Here is a 14,550-nt window from a genome sequence, read left to right on the forward strand (position 1 = left end):
CGAGGCCCCCGATGACGCAGATCAGGCTGACCAACACCCGCACCCGGACCAAGGAGGATTTCCTCCCCATCGACCCGGCCAATGTGCGTCTGTATCTGTGCGGACCGACCGTCTATGACCGCGCGCATCTGGGCAATGCCCGGCCCGTGCTGGTGTTCGACCTGCTGGTGCGGCTGCTGCGGCACGTCTATGGCGCGGATGCCGTCACCTATGTGCGCAACTTCACCGACGTGGATGACAAGATCAACGCCGAGGCGCAGCGCCGCCGCGCCGCCGGATCGCCCCTGTCGCTGGAGGCGCTGATCGCCGAGCGCACGGATGAGACGATCGCCTGGTATCACGCCGACATGGATGCGTTGGGCGCGATGCGCCCCGACCATGAGCCGCGGGCCACCGCCTATGTCGGACAGATGATCGCGATGACCGCCGACCTGATCGCCAAGGGCCACGCCTATGAGGCCGAGGGCCATGTGCTGTTCGACGTCCGGTCCTTTCCCGAGTACGGCAGGCTGTCGGGCCGGTCGGTCGATGACATGATCGCGGGCGCGCGGGTCGAGGTCGCGCCCTTCAAGCGCGACCCGATGGATTTCGTGCTGTGGAAGCCGTCCAGCGACGACCTGCCGGGGTGGGACAGCCCCTGGGGACGGGGGCGCCCGGGCTGGCATATCGAATGCTCGGCCATGTCGGCGGCGCTTCTGGGGACGCATTTCGACATCCATGGCGGCGGGATCGACCTGCAGTTCCCCCACCACGAGAACGAGATCGCGCAGAGCTGCTGCGCCCATCCCGGCGCAGGCTTCGCCAATGTCTGGCTGCATAACGAGATGCTGCAGGTCGAGGGCAGGAAGATGTCCAAGTCCCTGGGCAATTTCTTCACCGTCCGCGACCTGCTGGACCAGAAGGTGCCGGGCGAGGTGATCCGCTTCGTGATGCTGTCCACGCATTACCGAAAGCCCATGGACTGGACCGAGGCCAAGGCGCGCGAGGCCGAAGCGGTGCTTCGGCGGTGGCGGGGGCTTGTTGCGGGCATCGAACCCGCAACAAGCCCGGCACCTGCGCTGATCGAGGCCCTTGCCGATGACCTGAACGCTGCGGGTGCCATCGCGGTGTTGCACGATTTGGCACGCCAGGGGGACGGTCCTGCGTTGCTGGCCTCGGCGCGGATGATGGGGCTGTTGCAGGCCGATCACGGCGCCTGGACCGAGGACACGCCCTGGGGCGATGACATCGCGGATCTGGCAATCAGGGTGGCTGGGCGCTGGAACGCGCTGCGGGCGGCGCGCGACTTCGGGCAGGCCGACCGGATCGCGGCGGAGGCTGTGGAACTGGGCATCAAGCTGATCGCGCAGAAGAACGCGCCCGCCGAATACCGGTTTCTTAACCCCTTCGATGTAGACCGGGCAGAGGAGATTCGCGCGGGTTTGGAGGGTATCGTGGACCGTTGGGGCGCATGACACTGGAGGCCTGCACCGAGGCGCTGCGCCAGCACGACCCGGACCGTTTCGGCGCCGTGCTGGTGGCTGAGGCGCGGGATCGGGCGGCGCTGGTCACGCTCTATGCGCTGAACCTGGAGATCGCGCGGGCGCCCTTTCAGTCGGCCGAGCCGATGCTGGCCGAGATGCGGCTGCAATGGTGGGTCGACCGCCTGGACGAGATGGGGCGCGGCACGGCGCCCCCGCTGCATGACGTGCTGACGCCCCTGTGGGAGGCCTGGGGGTCCGAGGCGGGCGCGCTGGCAGCCCTGGCCGAGGCGCGCCGACGCGACTGCGAGCGACAGCCTTTTGGCGACCCCGATGCCGTCCTGACCTATGTCGATGCGACGGCGGGGGCGCTGATGTGGACCGCGGCCCGCCGCTGCGGTGCCCCCGAGAGCACGCGCGAGATCGTGGCCCATCAGGCGCGCGGCGCGGGTCTGGCCGCTTGGCTGCGTGCGCTGCCGCAATTGCAGGCAGTGCGCCTGGGGCTGGAGCCTGCCCGCCCCGAGGATGCGGTGGCGCTGGCCAAGCAGGCCCGAGACGGGTTGCGCATGGCCGCGCGCATGCATCGCAAGCTGCCGCGCCGGGCGGCGGCGGCGCTGTATCCCAGCCCCCGCGTGCCGCGCCTGCTGTCCGAGATCATGGCCGGGCGCTGCGACCCGTTTGCGGCGACGCCCGCCATCACGCCGTTCCAGCGGCGCGCCTCGCTGGCGCGGCTGGCGCTGACCGGGCATTGGTGGCGCTGAGCCCCGCGAAAAATCTCTTTTCCTTGGCCCACAGCTATGGAAGGTATGGAAAAAGCCCGCAACCGGGCGACGGGGCAGGGAAGGACCGCGATGGCAAAGGCCAAGTTCGACGCCGAGGCACGTGCCGGCCTGTCGCTGATCGCGCCGCCGTTCCTTTACGCGCTGGTCATCCTGGCGGTGCCGCTGCTGACCATCCTGGCCTACAGTTTTCTGACCGACGGCTATCTGGAGATCATCCGCGAACCCACGCTGGCGAACTATGCCGAGGTCTTTACCGATCCGATCGTGCGGACGGTGATGATGCGGTCGCTGATCGTGGCGGCCATCGTCACGCTGGCCACGGTGGTGACGGCCTTTCCGGTCGCCTATTACATCAGCTTTTGCGTGCGCCCCGAAAAGAAGGCGCTGTGGCTGTTCCTGATCACCATCCCCTTCTGGACCAGCTATCTGATCCGGGTGTTCCTGTGGAAGGTGATCCTGGGCTATAACGGCGTGGTCAACTCGACGCTGACGGGCCTGGGGATCATCGACGAGCCGCTGACCTTCATCCTGTACAACGTCAATTCCATCGTGATCACGCTGGCCCATGCCTATGCGCCCTTCGCGATCCTGCCGATCTTCGTGGCGCTGGAAAAGATCGACCGATCCCTGCTGGAGGCCGGGCGCGACCTGGGCGAAAATCGCCTGACCACCTTCTGGCGGGTGACGCTGCCTTTGGCCATGCCGGGGGTCATCGCCGCGACGCTGATCGTGTTCATCCCCACCATCGGCGACTATGTCACGCCCGAGGTTATCGGCGGCGGCCGCATCCCGATGATCGCCAACATGATCCAGGTGCAGATGCTGGCGCTGGACAACCGGCCCCTGGGATCGGCGCTGGCGGTCACGACCATGGCCATCGTCGCGGTGGTCAGCCTGATCTTCCTGTTCCTCAACCGACGATTCCTGAGGGTGCGGCAATGAACCGGTCCGGGTGGGGCCTTCAGGCCTATGCGATTTTCTATCTGCTGTTTCTGTATGCGCCGATCATCCTGCTGCCGATCTTTGCGTTCAATTCCGGCACGATCATCGCCTTTCCGCTGCAGGGGGTCACGACCGACTGGTTCGCGCAGATGTGGGGCAATGCCACGCTGCGCCGCGCGCTGACCAATTCGCTGACCATCGCGGTGTCGGCCTCGATCCTGGCGACCTGCTTTGGGGTGTTCGCGGCGCGCGCCTCGACGCGCTTCGTGTTCCCGGGCAAAGGGGGGATGATGGGCTTCATCATGCTGCCCATGGTCCTGCCCGAGATCATCGTCGCCATGTCGCTGCTGGTCGTGCTGCTGGGCATGGGGGTGCAGCTGTCGCTGCTGACCGTCATCGTCGGGCACACCCTGATCTGCATGCCCTATGCCATCGCGGTCCTGTCCACCGCCTTCTCCAGCCTGGATCGCAGCCTGGAGGAGGCCGCCTATGACCTGGGCGAGACGAAATGGGGCGCCTTCCGTCTGGTCACGCTGCCGCTGGTCATGCCCGGCATCATCAGCGCGCTGCTGATCAGCTTCACCATCAGCTTGGACGAGTTCATCATCGCCTTCTTCCTGGCGGGGAACGAGCCGACGCTGCCCACCTATATCTTCAGCCAGCTGCGCTTTCCGCGCGCGATCCCCGTCATCATGGCGCTTGGGACGGTGCTGGTGATCCTGTCGATCGCCCTTCTGGCGCTTGGCGAATATTTCCGCCGCCGGGGCAATGCCCGCATCGGCGGCAAGCCCACCGGAGGGTTGATGTGAGCGACAAACCGATGATCCAGTGTCAGGGCGTCCATAAATACTACGGCGACTATCACGCGCTGCGGGGCATCGACCTGACCATCCGCGCCGGAGAGTTCTTTTCCCTGCTGGGCCCGTCGGGCTGCGGCAAGACCACGCTGTTGCGCACCATCGCGGGGTTCGAGGATCTGTCCGACGGGGTGATCCTGATCGACCAGAAGCGCATGGACGAGGTGCCCGCAAACAAGCGCCCGACCAACATGGTCTTTCAGTCCTATGCGATCTTTCCGCATCTGACGGTGGCCGAGAACGTGGCCTTTGGCCTGCGCCGCGACCCGCGCTCGAAGGCGGAAAAGGCCGCGGCGGTCGAGGAGGCGCTGGCGATGGTCGGTCTGCGCGGCTATGGCGCGCGGTCGGCCCATGCCCTGTCGGGCGGCCAGCGGCAGCGCGTGGCGCTGGCCCGCGCGCTGATCCTCAAGCCCAAGGTGCTGCTGCTGGACGAGCCCCTGTCCGCGCTGGACCGCAAGATGCGCGAGCAGATGCAGGTCGAGCTGATCAAGCTGCAGCGCCAGGTCGGCATCACCTTCGTGCTGGTCACCCATGACCAGGAGGAGGCGCTGGTCATGTCCGACCGCATCGCCGTCATGTTCGAGGGCGAGATCGCCCAGCTGGACGGCCCCGAGGCGCTCTATGCCCGCCCGGCCACGCGCCGCGTCGCGGATTTCATCGGCGTGATGAACTTCCTGCCCGCCGAGATCGTCGCGGAGGAGGCCGGCACCGTCACGGCCGAGGTCGCAGGGCTGGGCCGGGTCGATCTGCCCGAGCGTCAGATCAGCTGCGCCAATGCCGATGACGCAGGCCCGATGATCGGCTTTCGCCCCGAGACGATGACCCTGGTGGGCGCGGGTGCGACCCACACCCAACCGCGCGAGACCGAGGCCACCATCGACGAGGTCGTCTATTACGGCGACATGACCTATTACGACTTGCGCCTGGACGGGGTGGCGCGCAGCGATGGCCGCGCGCGCACGGTCCGCATCTCGATGCGCAACGTCTTTGGCCGCGACGTGCAGGAGGTCGGCACGCGGACCCGCCTGGCCTGGTCGCCCGGGTCTCTGGTGCTTTTTCGCTGACGCGAAGGGGGTCCTGTTTCGCTAGCGCGGCGTCAGGCTGACCCAGATCCCGTCGCGGGCGCGGATCGTCAGGCGGGCGATGGGCATGGGCTGGCGGTCGGTGACCTGCAACCGCCAGCGGGCGGTGATCGTGGCCAGCATCACCACGCCCTCGGCCATCGCCAGGCCTGCGCCGGGGCAGGCGCGGGGGCCTGCGGAGAACGGCAGATACGCCATGCGGGCGCTGGCCCTGCCCTCGGGCGTGTCCCACCGGGCGGGGTCGAAATCATCGGGCCTTTCCCACAGCCGCTGGTGGCGGTGCAGGTGCCAGGGCGACACCACCAGCTGTGCGCCGCGCGGCACAGCCCGGTCGCGGAAGGTCTCGGGGCGGGTCGCCTCGCGCACGAACATCGCGACCGCCGGATAGAGGCGCAGCGCCTCGCGGAACACCGCGCGGGTGGTGCGCAGCCCGCTGACGCTGGCGAAATCGTCGGTCAGCGTCGCGGATTCGGCGGCCACGCGGTCCTGCCATTCGGGATGCGCGGCCAGCAGCCACAGCGCCCAGCCCAGGACCGAGGCGCTTGTCTCATGCCCCGCTAGGAACAGCACCGCGACCTGATCGACCATCTCGGCCTGGGTAAAGCACCGGCCTGTCTGGGGGTCGGGGGTGGTCATGATCTTGGTCGCCAGATCGTCCGGGGCGGTGCCTGACGCGATGGCCCTCTGGCGGTCGGCCACCAGATCGCGGATCAGGCCGCGGATGCGCCCGGCGGTCTGGCGGGTGCGGCGCGAATGGGGGCGGGGCATCCAAGCGGGCAGGGGCAGCAGGGCTGCCAGATTGACCAGCGGTTGCGCCGCCTGATGGTCGCGGAACGCCTCGAACACATCTGTGGCGATGCGGTGTTCGATGGGCAGCGAGAAGAGCGTGCGAAAGATCACGTCGGCGGCGGCATGGGCGGCCTGCGGTTCGATGTCCTGGGGCCCGGACTGCAGGCGCAGGCTGGCCGCGCGGGCCGCATCCAGGAGTGCCGGATAGCTGGCGCGGACGCGTCCGCCTTCGAAGGCCGGGTCGATGATGCGTCGCTGCTGCGCCCAATCCGCACCGTTCGAGATGAAGACCCCGTTGCCCAGAAGCGGCGCCAGCCCCTCGCGCATGCGGTTGGATTTTGGGAAATCCTCGGGGCGTTCCTGCAGGATCAGGCGCAGCAGGGCGGGGTCGTTGCAGAAGAAGCTGTGGATCAGCGGGTTGCGGAATTCGGCCATCCAGGCGCGATAGAGGCGTTCGGGCAACGCCCCCAGCAGGTCACGGCGGAACCCCCGGATCAGGCCCCACAGCGTGCCGCGGCCTTGGCTGCCTTGCGGGCGCGGCGTCACCTTGCGCCCACGGGGCGGGTGATGCGCCCGGGCGAGGGTTTGCGCCCCGCAAAGCGCTGCGCCAGCGTCTGCGGACCTGCGGTGATGGCGAAATAGTCGTAATCGCCGGGCCGGTCGAAGGCGCAGAGATACTGGAAATGCAGCCGGAACCAGCGGTTCTTCAGCGCGGCCTGGCGTTCCGGTGACAGGGTCTGGGTATAGGCGGCCGAGATGACCAGCGGCCAGCGCTGGCCCTCGCCCCCCGCGCCGCTGACCGCGACCGGATCGCACAGCGCGAAACAGCAGGCATCGCCCGGCGCGGTCACGTCCAGCCAGAACAGGTCGGCCCGGCCCAGAAAGGCCAGATCGTCGCGCAGACGGCCCGCACTGGGCAGAAAGGAGGCCATCGGCACGACATGGCCCAGGGTCAGCAGCGACAGGCGCGGATCGGCCCCGCCCGCGCGCAGGTGATCGGCCAGCAGCGACACCGCCAGATAGGCGCCCGAGGAATGGCCGACGACCAGAACCTCGTCGGGCCCGTCGTCCAGGATCGCCTGCAGGCGGGCGCGAAAGGCGGTCAGCCGGTCCTCCAGCGCCGGGGGATAGGCGCCGCGATGCTGCGCGGTGAAGGCGTAATCATGCATCAGGTAATAGGCGAACAGCCGCCCGTCCAGCCGCCGCCCCAGGACCAGCACGCCCCAGATCACCGCCAGCGCCACGGGCAGGCCCAGCCAGGCGCCCCCCAGGGCCGCGACCGCCCAGCCCGCCAGCGCCCCGGCCAGCAGCGCCAGCGCCAATTGCGCCAGCAGCACCGCGATGGGGTAAAGTGCCGCGATCACCGGCCCACGCCTGAGCCGCATCAGCCGCGACAGCGTGCCGGTCGCGATATAGGTCCAGGCGGTGCGGACCAACTGGCCAAAGGTGCCGATGATGCCCTGCCGCATGGATGCCTGCACGATGTCGGACCACAGCGCGACCTCGATCACGGTGCGGGTGTCCCGCCCCTCGACGCGGCCATGCACGGCCCAGGCAAAGCCCTGGGCCTCGGCCTTGGTGATGCGCAGGCGGTGGCCCGAGATGCGGGCCTGATCGGCGGCCTCGCGGCGATACAGCTCGCGATAGCGGCGCGGTGGGATCGGATCGAAGCCCGGCAGATAGAGGACGTGGCGGCGGAATGGAGGGGTCATGGGGGCCCTTGGCTGTCCGCGGCCAGAATAGGCGGAAATGCCGCCCCGGCAAGGGCTTGCGGGCGTCAGCCGTGCCAGCGGGCCTCATGCGCCTCGATGGCCTCGATGCGGCGCGGGGTGGGGGGGTGCGACAGGAACCAGGCGGGCGCGCCCGCGCCCATGCGGCCCGACAGGGCGTCCAGCTTGTGGAACAGCGATTTCTGCGGGCCGGTGCCCAGTCCCGCCTTGATCATCAGCGCGCTGGCAAAGCGGTCGGCCTCGAACTCGTCCTGGCGCGACAGGCGGGCGGCGACGGCGGTGGCGATCGCATTGGCGATCATCGCGCCGAACCCGGGGATGAAGCGCGACAGCACCCCGGCCAGCGCCATGCGGATCGCGTTCTGGCCCGCGAAATCCACCATGCGCCTGCGCGAATGGCCCAGGGACACGTGGCCCAGCTCATGCGCGATGACGCTGGCCAGCTCTTCGGGGGTGACCTCGCAGGCATCCAGCTTGCGGATAAAGCCGCGGGTCAGGAAGATGCGCCCGTCGGGGGCGGCCAGGCCGTTGATCGGCTCGACCTCATAGATGTGGGCGCGGATCGGGGGCAGGTCCATCGCACGGCCCAAACGCTCCAGCATGGGGGTCAGGCGCGGATGGCGCAGGGGCGTCGATTTCTGGTTCAGCTCCTGCTTCAGGCGCCATGCGGAGAAGAACCACATCGCGGCAAGATAGAGGCCCAGCAGGATCAGCGGCAGGAACTTGGTCATGGCCCCAATATGGGCACACCCGCCCGCCCGTGCCAGAGCCAGTTTGCCGCGCCGTCAGCCCAACAGGCGCATGGCCCGCGTCAGACCGTCCAGCGTCAGGGGCAGCATGCGGTTTTCGAACACCGCGCCCACCATGCCGATGGATTGGGTGTATCCCCAATGCGCCTCGGGGACCGGGTTCAGCCAGATATGGTCGGGGAATGTGCTGGTCAGGCGGCGCAGCCAGACCTCGCCCGATTCGGGGTTCCAATGTTCGTTGGCCCCGCCCGGCACCGCGATCTCGTAGGGCGACATCGAGGCGTCGCCCACCACGATGCATTTGTAGTCGCGACCATAGCGGTGCAGCACGGCCCAGGTCGGCGTCTGAGCGTCCCACCGGCGGCGGTTGTCGGTCCACACGCCCTCATAGAGGCAGTTGTGGAAATAGAAATGCTGCATGTGCTTGAATTCGGCGCGCGCTGCGCTGAACAGCTCGTCCACGACGCGGATGTGGTCGTCCATGCTGCCGCCCACGTCCAGGAACAGCAGCACCTTGACGGCGTTGCGACGCTCGGGGCGGGTCTGCACGTCGATATAGCCGTGATCGGCGGTGGCGCGGATGGTGCCGGGCAGGTCCAGCTCGTCGGCCGCGCCGTGGCGGGCCCATTGGCGCAGGCGCTTCAGCGCGACCTTGATGTTGCGGGTGCCTAGTTCGGCCCGGTCGTCGAAATCGCGGAACTCGCGCTTGTCCCAGACCTTGACGGCGCGCCTGTGGCGGCTGGCGTCCTGGTCGATCCGCACGCCCTCGGGGTTGTAGCCATAGGCGCCAAAGGGCGAGGTGCCCGCCGTGCCGACCCATTTGTTGCCGCCCTGATGGCGGCCCTGCTGTTCGGCCAGCCGCTTGCGCAGCGTGTCCATCAGCGCCTTAAGGCTGCCCAGGCCCTGGATCTGTGCCTTTTCATCGTCAGACAGCAGCTTTTCGGCCAGCTTCTCCAGCCAGCCCTCGGGCAGGGCGCGGGGGTCCAGCAGGTCGCCGACCTCGACCTGTTCCAGCCCCGAGAACGTCTCGGAAAATGCGCGGTCGAACCGGTCGATATGGCGCTCGTCCTTGACCAGCACCAGCCGCGCCAGGGCGTGGAACCCCTCGACCGTCAGGCCGTCCATGCCCGCGCCCATCCCCTCCATCAGATCCAGCCATTCCCGCAGCGAGACCGGAACCCCGTGTCGACGCAGGTTGTCCAGGAAGGGCAGGAACATCAGGCCATCCGATGCACGAAGATCGTGGCAAAAACGCCGATCATGGCAAAGACCAGCGCGAAGGCCACGGCGTATTGCACCCGGTCCTTGCGGTTTCCGCCCAGCTTGACGGCGCGACGCCAGCCCAGGGCCGCGCCGATGATGAGGGCTGCGATGACGATCATGTCGGTCCTTCCCGTGGGTTTGGCCTGCCGCAGATACCCCGCCGGGCCGCCGCCCGCAACCGTGACGCCTTGTCCCTGGCCTGCGGGCTGGCTAGCGTCGCGCACGGAGGAGCGCATGCAGGATTTCGGCGATTACGACTATATCATCGTGGGGGCGGGGTCAGGGGGGTGCGTGCTGGCCAACCGGCTGTCGGCGGACCCGAAGAACCGGGTGCTGCTGCTGGAGGCGGGGGGCCACGACAACCGCCTGTGGGTGCATATCCCGGTGGGCTATCTGTACGCGATGGGCAACCCCGGCCTGGACTGGTGCTATCAGACCGAACCCGAGCCGGGGCTGAACGGGCGGCGGCTGAACTATCCGCGCGGGCGGGTGCTGGGCGGGTGTTCGTCGATCAACGGGATGATCTACATGCGCGGGCAGGCGGGCGATTACGACCGCTGGCGGCAGATGGGCAATGCGGGCTGGGGCTGGTCCGACGTGCTGCCGCATTTCCGCGCGACCGAACGCCATTACGAACCCGCCTGCGACATCCATGGCGATCAGGGCGAATTGCGGGTGGAACAGCAGCGGTTGCGCTGGCCGATCCTGGACGCGGTGGCCGAGGCCGCGCAGGAGCTGGGCCTGCCCGCCAACCCGGATTTCAACCGGGGCGACAACGAGGGCGTGGGCTATTTCCCGGTCACGCAGCGCAAGGGCATCCGCTGGAACGCGAGGAAGGCGTTCCTGAACCCCGCGAAGGGCCGCCCCAACCTGCGGATCGATACCGACGCCCAGGTCCTGCGCCTGCAGTTGGATGGCCGCCGCGTCACCGGCGTGCTGTTCGAGCAGCACGGCATCCGCCGGCTGGCCCGCGCGCGGGGCGAGGTGATCCTGGCCGCCGGCGCGATCAATTCCCCCGCGCTCCTGGAGCTGTCGGGCATCGGCCAGCCTGAGCGTCTGGCGGCCCTGGGCATCGCGCCTGCCCATGCCTTGCCGGGGGTGGGGGAGAACCTGCAGGATCACCTGCAGCTGCGCACGGTGTTCCGCATCGCTGGCGCACGGACGTTGAACGACCGGGCGCGGACGCTGTGGGGCAAGGCCGGGATCGCGCTGGAATATGCGCTGCGCCGCACCGGGCCGATGGCGATGGCTCCCAGCCAGCTGGGGATCTTCGCGAAGTCCTCCGAGGCGTTCGAGACCGCGAATATCGAATATCACGTCCAGCCGCTGTCCCTGGGCAAGTTCGGCGACCCGCTGGACGATTTCTCGGGGCTGACGGTGTCGGTCTGCAACCTGCGGCCTGAAAGCACCGGCTCGGTGCATATCACCGCGCCCGATCCGCGCGCCGCCCCGTCGATCGCGCCGCGATACCTGTCGACCGAGGGCGACCGGCAGGTGGCCATCGACAGCCTGCGCCACGCGCGCCGCCTGATGCAGACCGCCCGCATGGCCGAATTCGCGCCCGAAGAGCACAAGCCCGGCGCGCATCTGCAAAGCGACGCCGAACTGGCGCAGGCGGCCGGAGAGGTCGGCACCACGATCTTTCACCCGGTCGGCACGACTCGGATGGGCAGCGATCCGATGGCCGTGGTCGATGCGCAGCTGCGCGTGCACGGGCTGTCGGGGCTGCGCATCGCGGATGCGGGGGTGATGCCTGCCATCGTGTCGGGCAACACCCACGCGCCCGTCACGATGATCGCGCATAAGGCGGCGGCGATGATGCTGGCCCGTTAGGTCAGCATCGCCCGAAAGGCGTGCCAGCTGGCCTTGGGGGTCCGCTCCATCGTGTCGTAGTCGACATGGACCAGCCCGAAACGCGGCCCGTATCCCCAGCCCCATTCGTAATTGTCCAGCAGCGACCAGTAAAAGAACCCGCGCACGTCCACGCCCTGATCCATCGCCGCGCGGGTCGCGCGCAGGTGGTCGCCGATAAAGCGGATGCGGTCCTGATCGTCGGTCGGCACCGCCGACGCCATGCCATTTTCCGTGACATAGAGGGGCAGGTCGCCCGTGTGATCACGCTTGAGGCGCACCAGGAACTCGGTCAGCCCTTCGGGGCGGATCTCCCAGTCCATCTGGGTCTTGGCCAGGGGACCGGCCACCTCGGAGGCATGCGGCCAAAGCCCGTCATTGCCGGTATACAGGCGGCGCGTGTAATAGTTCACGCCCAGCCAGTCCAGCGGCTGCGCGATCAGCGCCATGTCGTCCTGCCAGCCGTCGGGCAGATGAGGGCCGATGCCCGCCAGCGCGGCATCGGGATATCCCTGACCCATCAGCGCGCGGATGAACCACTGGTTATAGATCGCGTCCTGCGTCTCGGCCGCACGCAGCGCGGCGGGGGTGTCGTCGGCGGGGTGGCTGGTCTCGAAATTCAGCACGATGCCCAGGTTCGTGGCCCCATCGGCGCGCAGGGCCTGCATCGCGGTGCCATGCGCCAGCAGGACGTGGTGCATGGCGCGGCTTGCGGCCCGGATGTCGCGCAGGCCCGGCGCATGGGCGCCGATGAAATGCGACAGCCAGGCGATGCACCACGGCTCGTTCAGGGTGGCGGCCGAGGTCACGCGGTCACCGATGCGGGCGTTGATGGTGGTGCACAGGTCCGCGAACCGCTGCGCCACGTCGCGGTTCTGCCAGCCGCCCTGCGCCGACAGCGCCGCGGGCAGATCCCAGTGGTGATAGGTCAGCGCGGGCTTCAACCCGCGCTCCAGCATGCCGTCGACCAGCTTGTCATAGAAATCGAGGCCCTCCGGGTTCACCGTCACCCCGTCCGGCATCACCCGCGACCAGGATGTCGAAAAGCGATAGGCGTCGAAGCCCGCATCGCGGATCAGGTCCAGATCCTGCGGCCAGCGGGTCAGGTGATCGCAGGCGCGGCTGCCGTCGCTGTCATCCATGATATTGCCGGGGGTGGCGGCGAAACTGTCCCAATGGGACAGGCCCGCGCCCCGTGTGCCCTCGATCTGATAGGCCGAGGTGGCGGCGCCGAAGGTGAAGCCTTCGGGAAAATCGGTGCGGGGCGGCAGCATGGGTCTCTCCTCCTGGTGGCGGTAACACTGTGCCATGCGCGACCCGCGTGCGAAAGGGGTCAGCGCGGGACCAGCTGCCGCCAGCCAAAAGCCAGAACGAAGATCGCCGTCAGGATCACGATGATCGTGGGGGCGGGCGCGCTGTCCAGCCAGAAGCTGGCCCAGATGCCGGACAGGGCGCTGGCGACTGCGATGGCGGTGGCAAGGGCCATCATCGCCGCCAGCCGGCGGGTCAGCAGAAAGGCGATAGCGCCGGGCGCGATCAGCAGGCCCACCGCCAGGATGATGCCCACCGCCGACAGCATCGCCACCACGGATGCCGCGATCATCGCCAGCATCCCGTAATGCAGCCAGCCCACCGCCAGCCCCGCCACCCGCGCCTGGACCGGATCAAAGGCCAGCAGCGCGAAGTCGCGCCATTTCAGCAGCAGGATGACCGAGACGGCCAGCGCGATCGGCAGGGCCTGCGCGAAATCGCCGGGGCCGATCCCCAGGATGTTGCCGAACAGGATGTGGTCCAGATGCACCCCCGGCGGAAAGACCGTGAACAGGATCAGCCCGACGGCGAACATCCCCGCCATGACCACGCCCAGAGCGGTGTCCGGCTTGATGCGGCTGTTGGCGTCCAGCCACCCCGAGGCCAGCGCGCAGATCATGCCCGCGATGAACGCCCCGATCAGCAGGGGCAGGCCCATCGCATAGGCCAGCACGATGCCCGGCAGGACCGCGTGGCTGATCCCGTCGCCGATCAGCGCCCAGCCCTTGAGGACCAGAAAGCAGGACAGCAGCGCCGCGGGGATCGCCACGATCACGGCAATCATCGCCGCATCGGCCATGACCGGAAAGGTGAAGGGCAGGATCAGGGCGTTCATGGCTGTGCCTGGACGGCGGCGCGGGCGCGTCTGCGCGCGGCGCGCAGCCCGTGTGTGGGGGCGAAGACAAAGGCCGCCAGGAAGATCAGCGTCTGCAACGTCACGATGATGCCACCCGTGGCCCCGTCCAGAAAGAAGCTGGCATAGGCGCCGATGGCCGAGGTCGTGGTGCCGATGACGACCGAGATCACGATCAGTCGGGGAAAGCGGTCAGTCAGCAGATAGGCTGTCGCGCCGGGCGTCACCACCAGCGCGATGACCAGAAACGCGCCGACGGTCTGCATCGCGGCGACGGTGGACGCGGCCAGCAGGGTGAAGAACAGCGCCTTCATCCGGTTGGGATGCAGGCCGATGGTGCGGGCATGCGTTTCGTCGAAGAACACCACCATCAGGTCGCGCCACTTCAGCAGCAGGATCGTCAGCGTGACGGTCGAGATCAGCACCAGCTGGACCACGTCGCCCGGCGCGATGGCCAGGATGTTGCCCATCGTGATCGCCTGCAGGTCCACCGCGACCGGGTTCAGCGAGATCATGAACAGCCCGATGCCGAAAAAGCCGGTAAAGATCAGCCCGATGATCGCGTCCTGTTTCAGGCCCGTGCGGGTGTTGAGGAACAACATGGTCAGCGCCGCCAGCCCACCTGACAGGAACGCCCCCAGGGCGAAGGGCAGGCCCAGCATGTAGGCGCCCGCCACGCCCGGCACGATGGAGTGGGACAGCGCGTCGCCGATCAGGCTCCAGCCCTTGAGCATCAGATAGGCCGACAGGAAGGCGCAGACGCCCCCCACCAGCGCCGACACCCAGATCGCGGTCGTCATGTAGCCATAGGTGAAGGGGGTCAGGGCCAGCTCCATCATCGGGCGTCGCAGGCGGGGGTTTCACACCCCCGCACCCCCGTG

At 68.2% G+C, this 14,550-nt stretch carries 14 protein-coding genes; 6 read left to right on the forward strand and 8 right to left on the reverse strand.

Annotated features, from left to right (window positions below; translation table 11 throughout):
- Window positions 1-11: 11 nt before the first annotated feature.
- From cysS to ABS73_RS02195, 5 genes are all read left to right on the forward strand, one after another.
- Complete coding sequence (gene cysS, locus ABS73_RS02175) at window positions 12-1,454, forward strand: cysteine--tRNA ligase (RefSeq protein ID WP_277023395.1); 1,443 nt, start codon at window positions 12-14, stop codon at window positions 1,452-1,454.
- Window positions 1,451-2,221 (forward strand): squalene/phytoene synthase family protein, encoded by a 771-nt coding sequence (locus ABS73_RS02180; RefSeq protein ID WP_277023394.1) that lies wholly within the window; start codon window positions 1,451-1,453, stop codon window positions 2,219-2,221. Before cysS ends, ABS73_RS02180 begins: the two co-directional genes overlap by 4 nt.
- A 90-nt stretch (window positions 2,222-2,311) precedes the next feature.
- The gene (locus ABS73_RS02185; protein ID WP_277023392.1) at window positions 2,312-3,184 is read left to right on the forward strand and encodes an ABC transporter permease; all 873 of its coding nucleotides are present in this window, start codon (window positions 2,312-2,314) and stop codon (window positions 3,182-3,184) included.
- On the forward strand, window positions 3,181-3,993 hold the full coding sequence (locus ABS73_RS02190) for an ABC transporter permease (protein WP_277023390.1): 813 nt from the start codon (window positions 3,181-3,183) through the stop codon (window positions 3,991-3,993). Before ABS73_RS02185 ends, ABS73_RS02190 begins: the two co-directional genes overlap by 4 nt.
- Window positions 3,994-4,004: 11 nt before the next feature.
- Window positions 4,005-5,105, forward strand: coding sequence for an ABC transporter ATP-binding protein (locus ABS73_RS02195; protein ID WP_277023445.1), 1,101 nt, complete (start codon window positions 4,005-4,007; stop codon window positions 5,103-5,105).
- Between the two features lie 21 nt (window positions 5,106-5,126).
- Here the strand turns inward: ABS73_RS02195 and ABS73_RS02200 are convergent, their stop codons facing one another.
- The 5 genes from ABS73_RS02200 to ABS73_RS02220 all read right to left on the reverse strand — a co-directional run bounded on the left by ABS73_RS02200 (window position 5,127) and on the right by ABS73_RS02220 (window position 9,773).
- Window positions 5,127-6,458: a cytochrome P450 gene (locus tag ABS73_RS02200; protein ID WP_277023388.1), complete on the reverse strand. Its 1,332-nt coding sequence runs from the start codon at window positions 6,456-6,458 to the stop codon at window positions 5,127-5,129.
- Window positions 6,455-7,624: an alpha/beta hydrolase family protein gene (locus tag ABS73_RS02205; protein WP_277023386.1), complete on the reverse strand. Its 1,170-nt coding sequence runs from the start codon at window positions 7,622-7,624 to the stop codon at window positions 6,455-6,457. The genes ABS73_RS02200 and ABS73_RS02205 overlap by 4 nt, the downstream gene beginning before the upstream one ends.
- A gap of 65 nt (window positions 7,625-7,689) precedes the next feature.
- Window positions 7,690-8,373, reverse strand: a complete 684-nt coding sequence (locus tag ABS73_RS02210) for a M48 family metallopeptidase (RefSeq protein ID WP_277023384.1) — start codon at window positions 8,371-8,373, stop codon at window positions 7,690-7,692.
- Between the two features lie 54 nt (window positions 8,374-8,427).
- On the reverse strand, window positions 8,428-9,609 hold the full coding sequence (locus ABS73_RS02215) for a vWA domain-containing protein (RefSeq protein ID WP_277023383.1): 1,182 nt from the start codon (window positions 9,607-9,609) through the stop codon (window positions 8,428-8,430).
- Window positions 9,609-9,773: a hypothetical protein gene (locus ABS73_RS02220; protein ID WP_169306218.1), complete on the reverse strand. Its 165-nt coding sequence runs from the start codon at window positions 9,771-9,773 to the stop codon at window positions 9,609-9,611. The genes ABS73_RS02215 and ABS73_RS02220 overlap by 1 nt, the downstream gene beginning before the upstream one ends.
- 115 nt (window positions 9,774-9,888) lie before the next feature.
- Here ABS73_RS02220 and ABS73_RS02225 point away from each other — a divergent pair, with 115 nt between their 5' ends.
- A complete protein-coding gene (locus ABS73_RS02225; RefSeq protein WP_277023381.1) occupies window positions 9,889-11,487 on the forward strand; it encodes a GMC family oxidoreductase in 1,599 nt (532 codons plus the stop codon).
- Here the strand turns inward: ABS73_RS02225 and ABS73_RS02230 are convergent.
- Genes ABS73_RS02230 through ABS73_RS02240 form a run of 3 tightly spaced genes read right to left on the reverse strand, consistent with a single transcriptional unit; the run spans window position 11,484 to window position 14,505 of the window.
- Complete coding sequence (locus tag ABS73_RS02230) at window positions 11,484-12,779, reverse strand: GH1 family beta-glucosidase (RefSeq protein ID WP_277023379.1); 1,296 nt, start codon at window positions 12,777-12,779, stop codon at window positions 11,484-11,486. The genes ABS73_RS02225 and ABS73_RS02230 overlap by 4 nt on opposite strands.
- A 59-nt stretch (window positions 12,780-12,838) precedes the next feature.
- Window positions 12,839-13,651 carry a metal ABC transporter permease gene (locus tag ABS73_RS02235; RefSeq protein WP_277023378.1) on the reverse strand — a complete coding sequence of 271 codons (813 nt, stop codon included), beginning with the start codon at window positions 13,649-13,651 and terminating at the stop codon, window positions 12,839-12,841.
- Window positions 13,648-14,505, reverse strand: a complete 858-nt coding sequence (locus ABS73_RS02240; protein WP_277023444.1) for a metal ABC transporter permease — start codon at window positions 14,503-14,505, stop codon at window positions 13,648-13,650. The genes ABS73_RS02235 and ABS73_RS02240 overlap by 4 nt, the downstream gene beginning before the upstream one ends.
- Window positions 14,506-14,550 lie beyond the last annotated feature (45 nt).

Source organism: Paracoccus sp. SCN 68-21, from assembly GCF_001724535.1.
In the GTDB taxonomy this organism is placed as follows: Bacteria; Pseudomonadota; Alphaproteobacteria; order Rhodobacterales; family Rhodobacteraceae; genus Paracoccus; species Paracoccus hibiscisoli.

What these genes read in the sequence shown, in the direction of transcription:
- ABS73_RS02190 (WP_277023390.1), top strand. Translation starts at nt 3,181, where the DNA reads ATGAACCGGTCCGGGTGGGGCCTTCAGGCCTATGCGATTTTCTATCTG.
- ABS73_RS02195 (WP_277023445.1), top strand. Translation starts at nt 4,005, where the DNA reads ATGATCCAGTGTCAGGGCGTCCATAAATACTACGGCGACTATCACGCG.
- ABS73_RS02210 (WP_277023384.1), bottom strand. Translation starts at nt 8,373, where the DNA reads ATGACCAAGTTCCTGCCGCTGATCCTGCTGGGCCTCTATCTTGCCGCG.
- ABS73_RS02225 (WP_277023381.1), top strand. Translation starts at nt 9,889, where the DNA reads ATGCAGGATTTCGGCGATTACGACTATATCATCGTGGGGGCGGGGTCA.
- ABS73_RS02230 (WP_277023379.1), bottom strand. Translation starts at nt 12,779, where the DNA reads ATGCTGCCGCCCCGCACCGATTTTCCCGAAGGCTTCACCTTCGGCGCC.
- ABS73_RS02180 (WP_277023394.1), top strand. Translation starts at nt 1,451, where the DNA reads ATGACACTGGAGGCCTGCACCGAGGCGCTGCGCCAGCACGACCCGGAC.
- cysS (WP_277023395.1), top strand. Translation starts at nt 12, where the DNA reads ATGACGCAGATCAGGCTGACCAACACCCGCACCCGGACCAAGGAGGAT.
- ABS73_RS02235 (WP_277023378.1), bottom strand. Translation starts at nt 13,651, where the DNA reads ATGAACGCCCTGATCCTGCCCTTCACCTTTCCGGTCATGGCCGATGCG.
- ABS73_RS02220 (WP_169306218.1), bottom strand. Translation starts at nt 9,773, where the DNA reads ATGATCGTCATCGCAGCCCTCATCATCGGCGCGGCCCTGGGCTGGCGT.
- ABS73_RS02240 (WP_277023444.1), bottom strand. Translation starts at nt 14,505, where the DNA reads ATGGAGCTGGCCCTGACCCCCTTCACCTATGGCTACATGACGACCGCG.
- ABS73_RS02215 (WP_277023383.1), bottom strand. Translation starts at nt 9,609, where the DNA reads ATGTTCCTGCCCTTCCTGGACAACCTGCGTCGACACGGGGTTCCGGTC.
- ABS73_RS02185 (WP_277023392.1), top strand. Translation starts at nt 2,312, where the DNA reads ATGGCAAAGGCCAAGTTCGACGCCGAGGCACGTGCCGGCCTGTCGCTG.
- ABS73_RS02205 (WP_277023386.1), bottom strand. Translation starts at nt 7,624, where the DNA reads ATGACCCCTCCATTCCGCCGCCACGTCCTCTATCTGCCGGGCTTCGAT.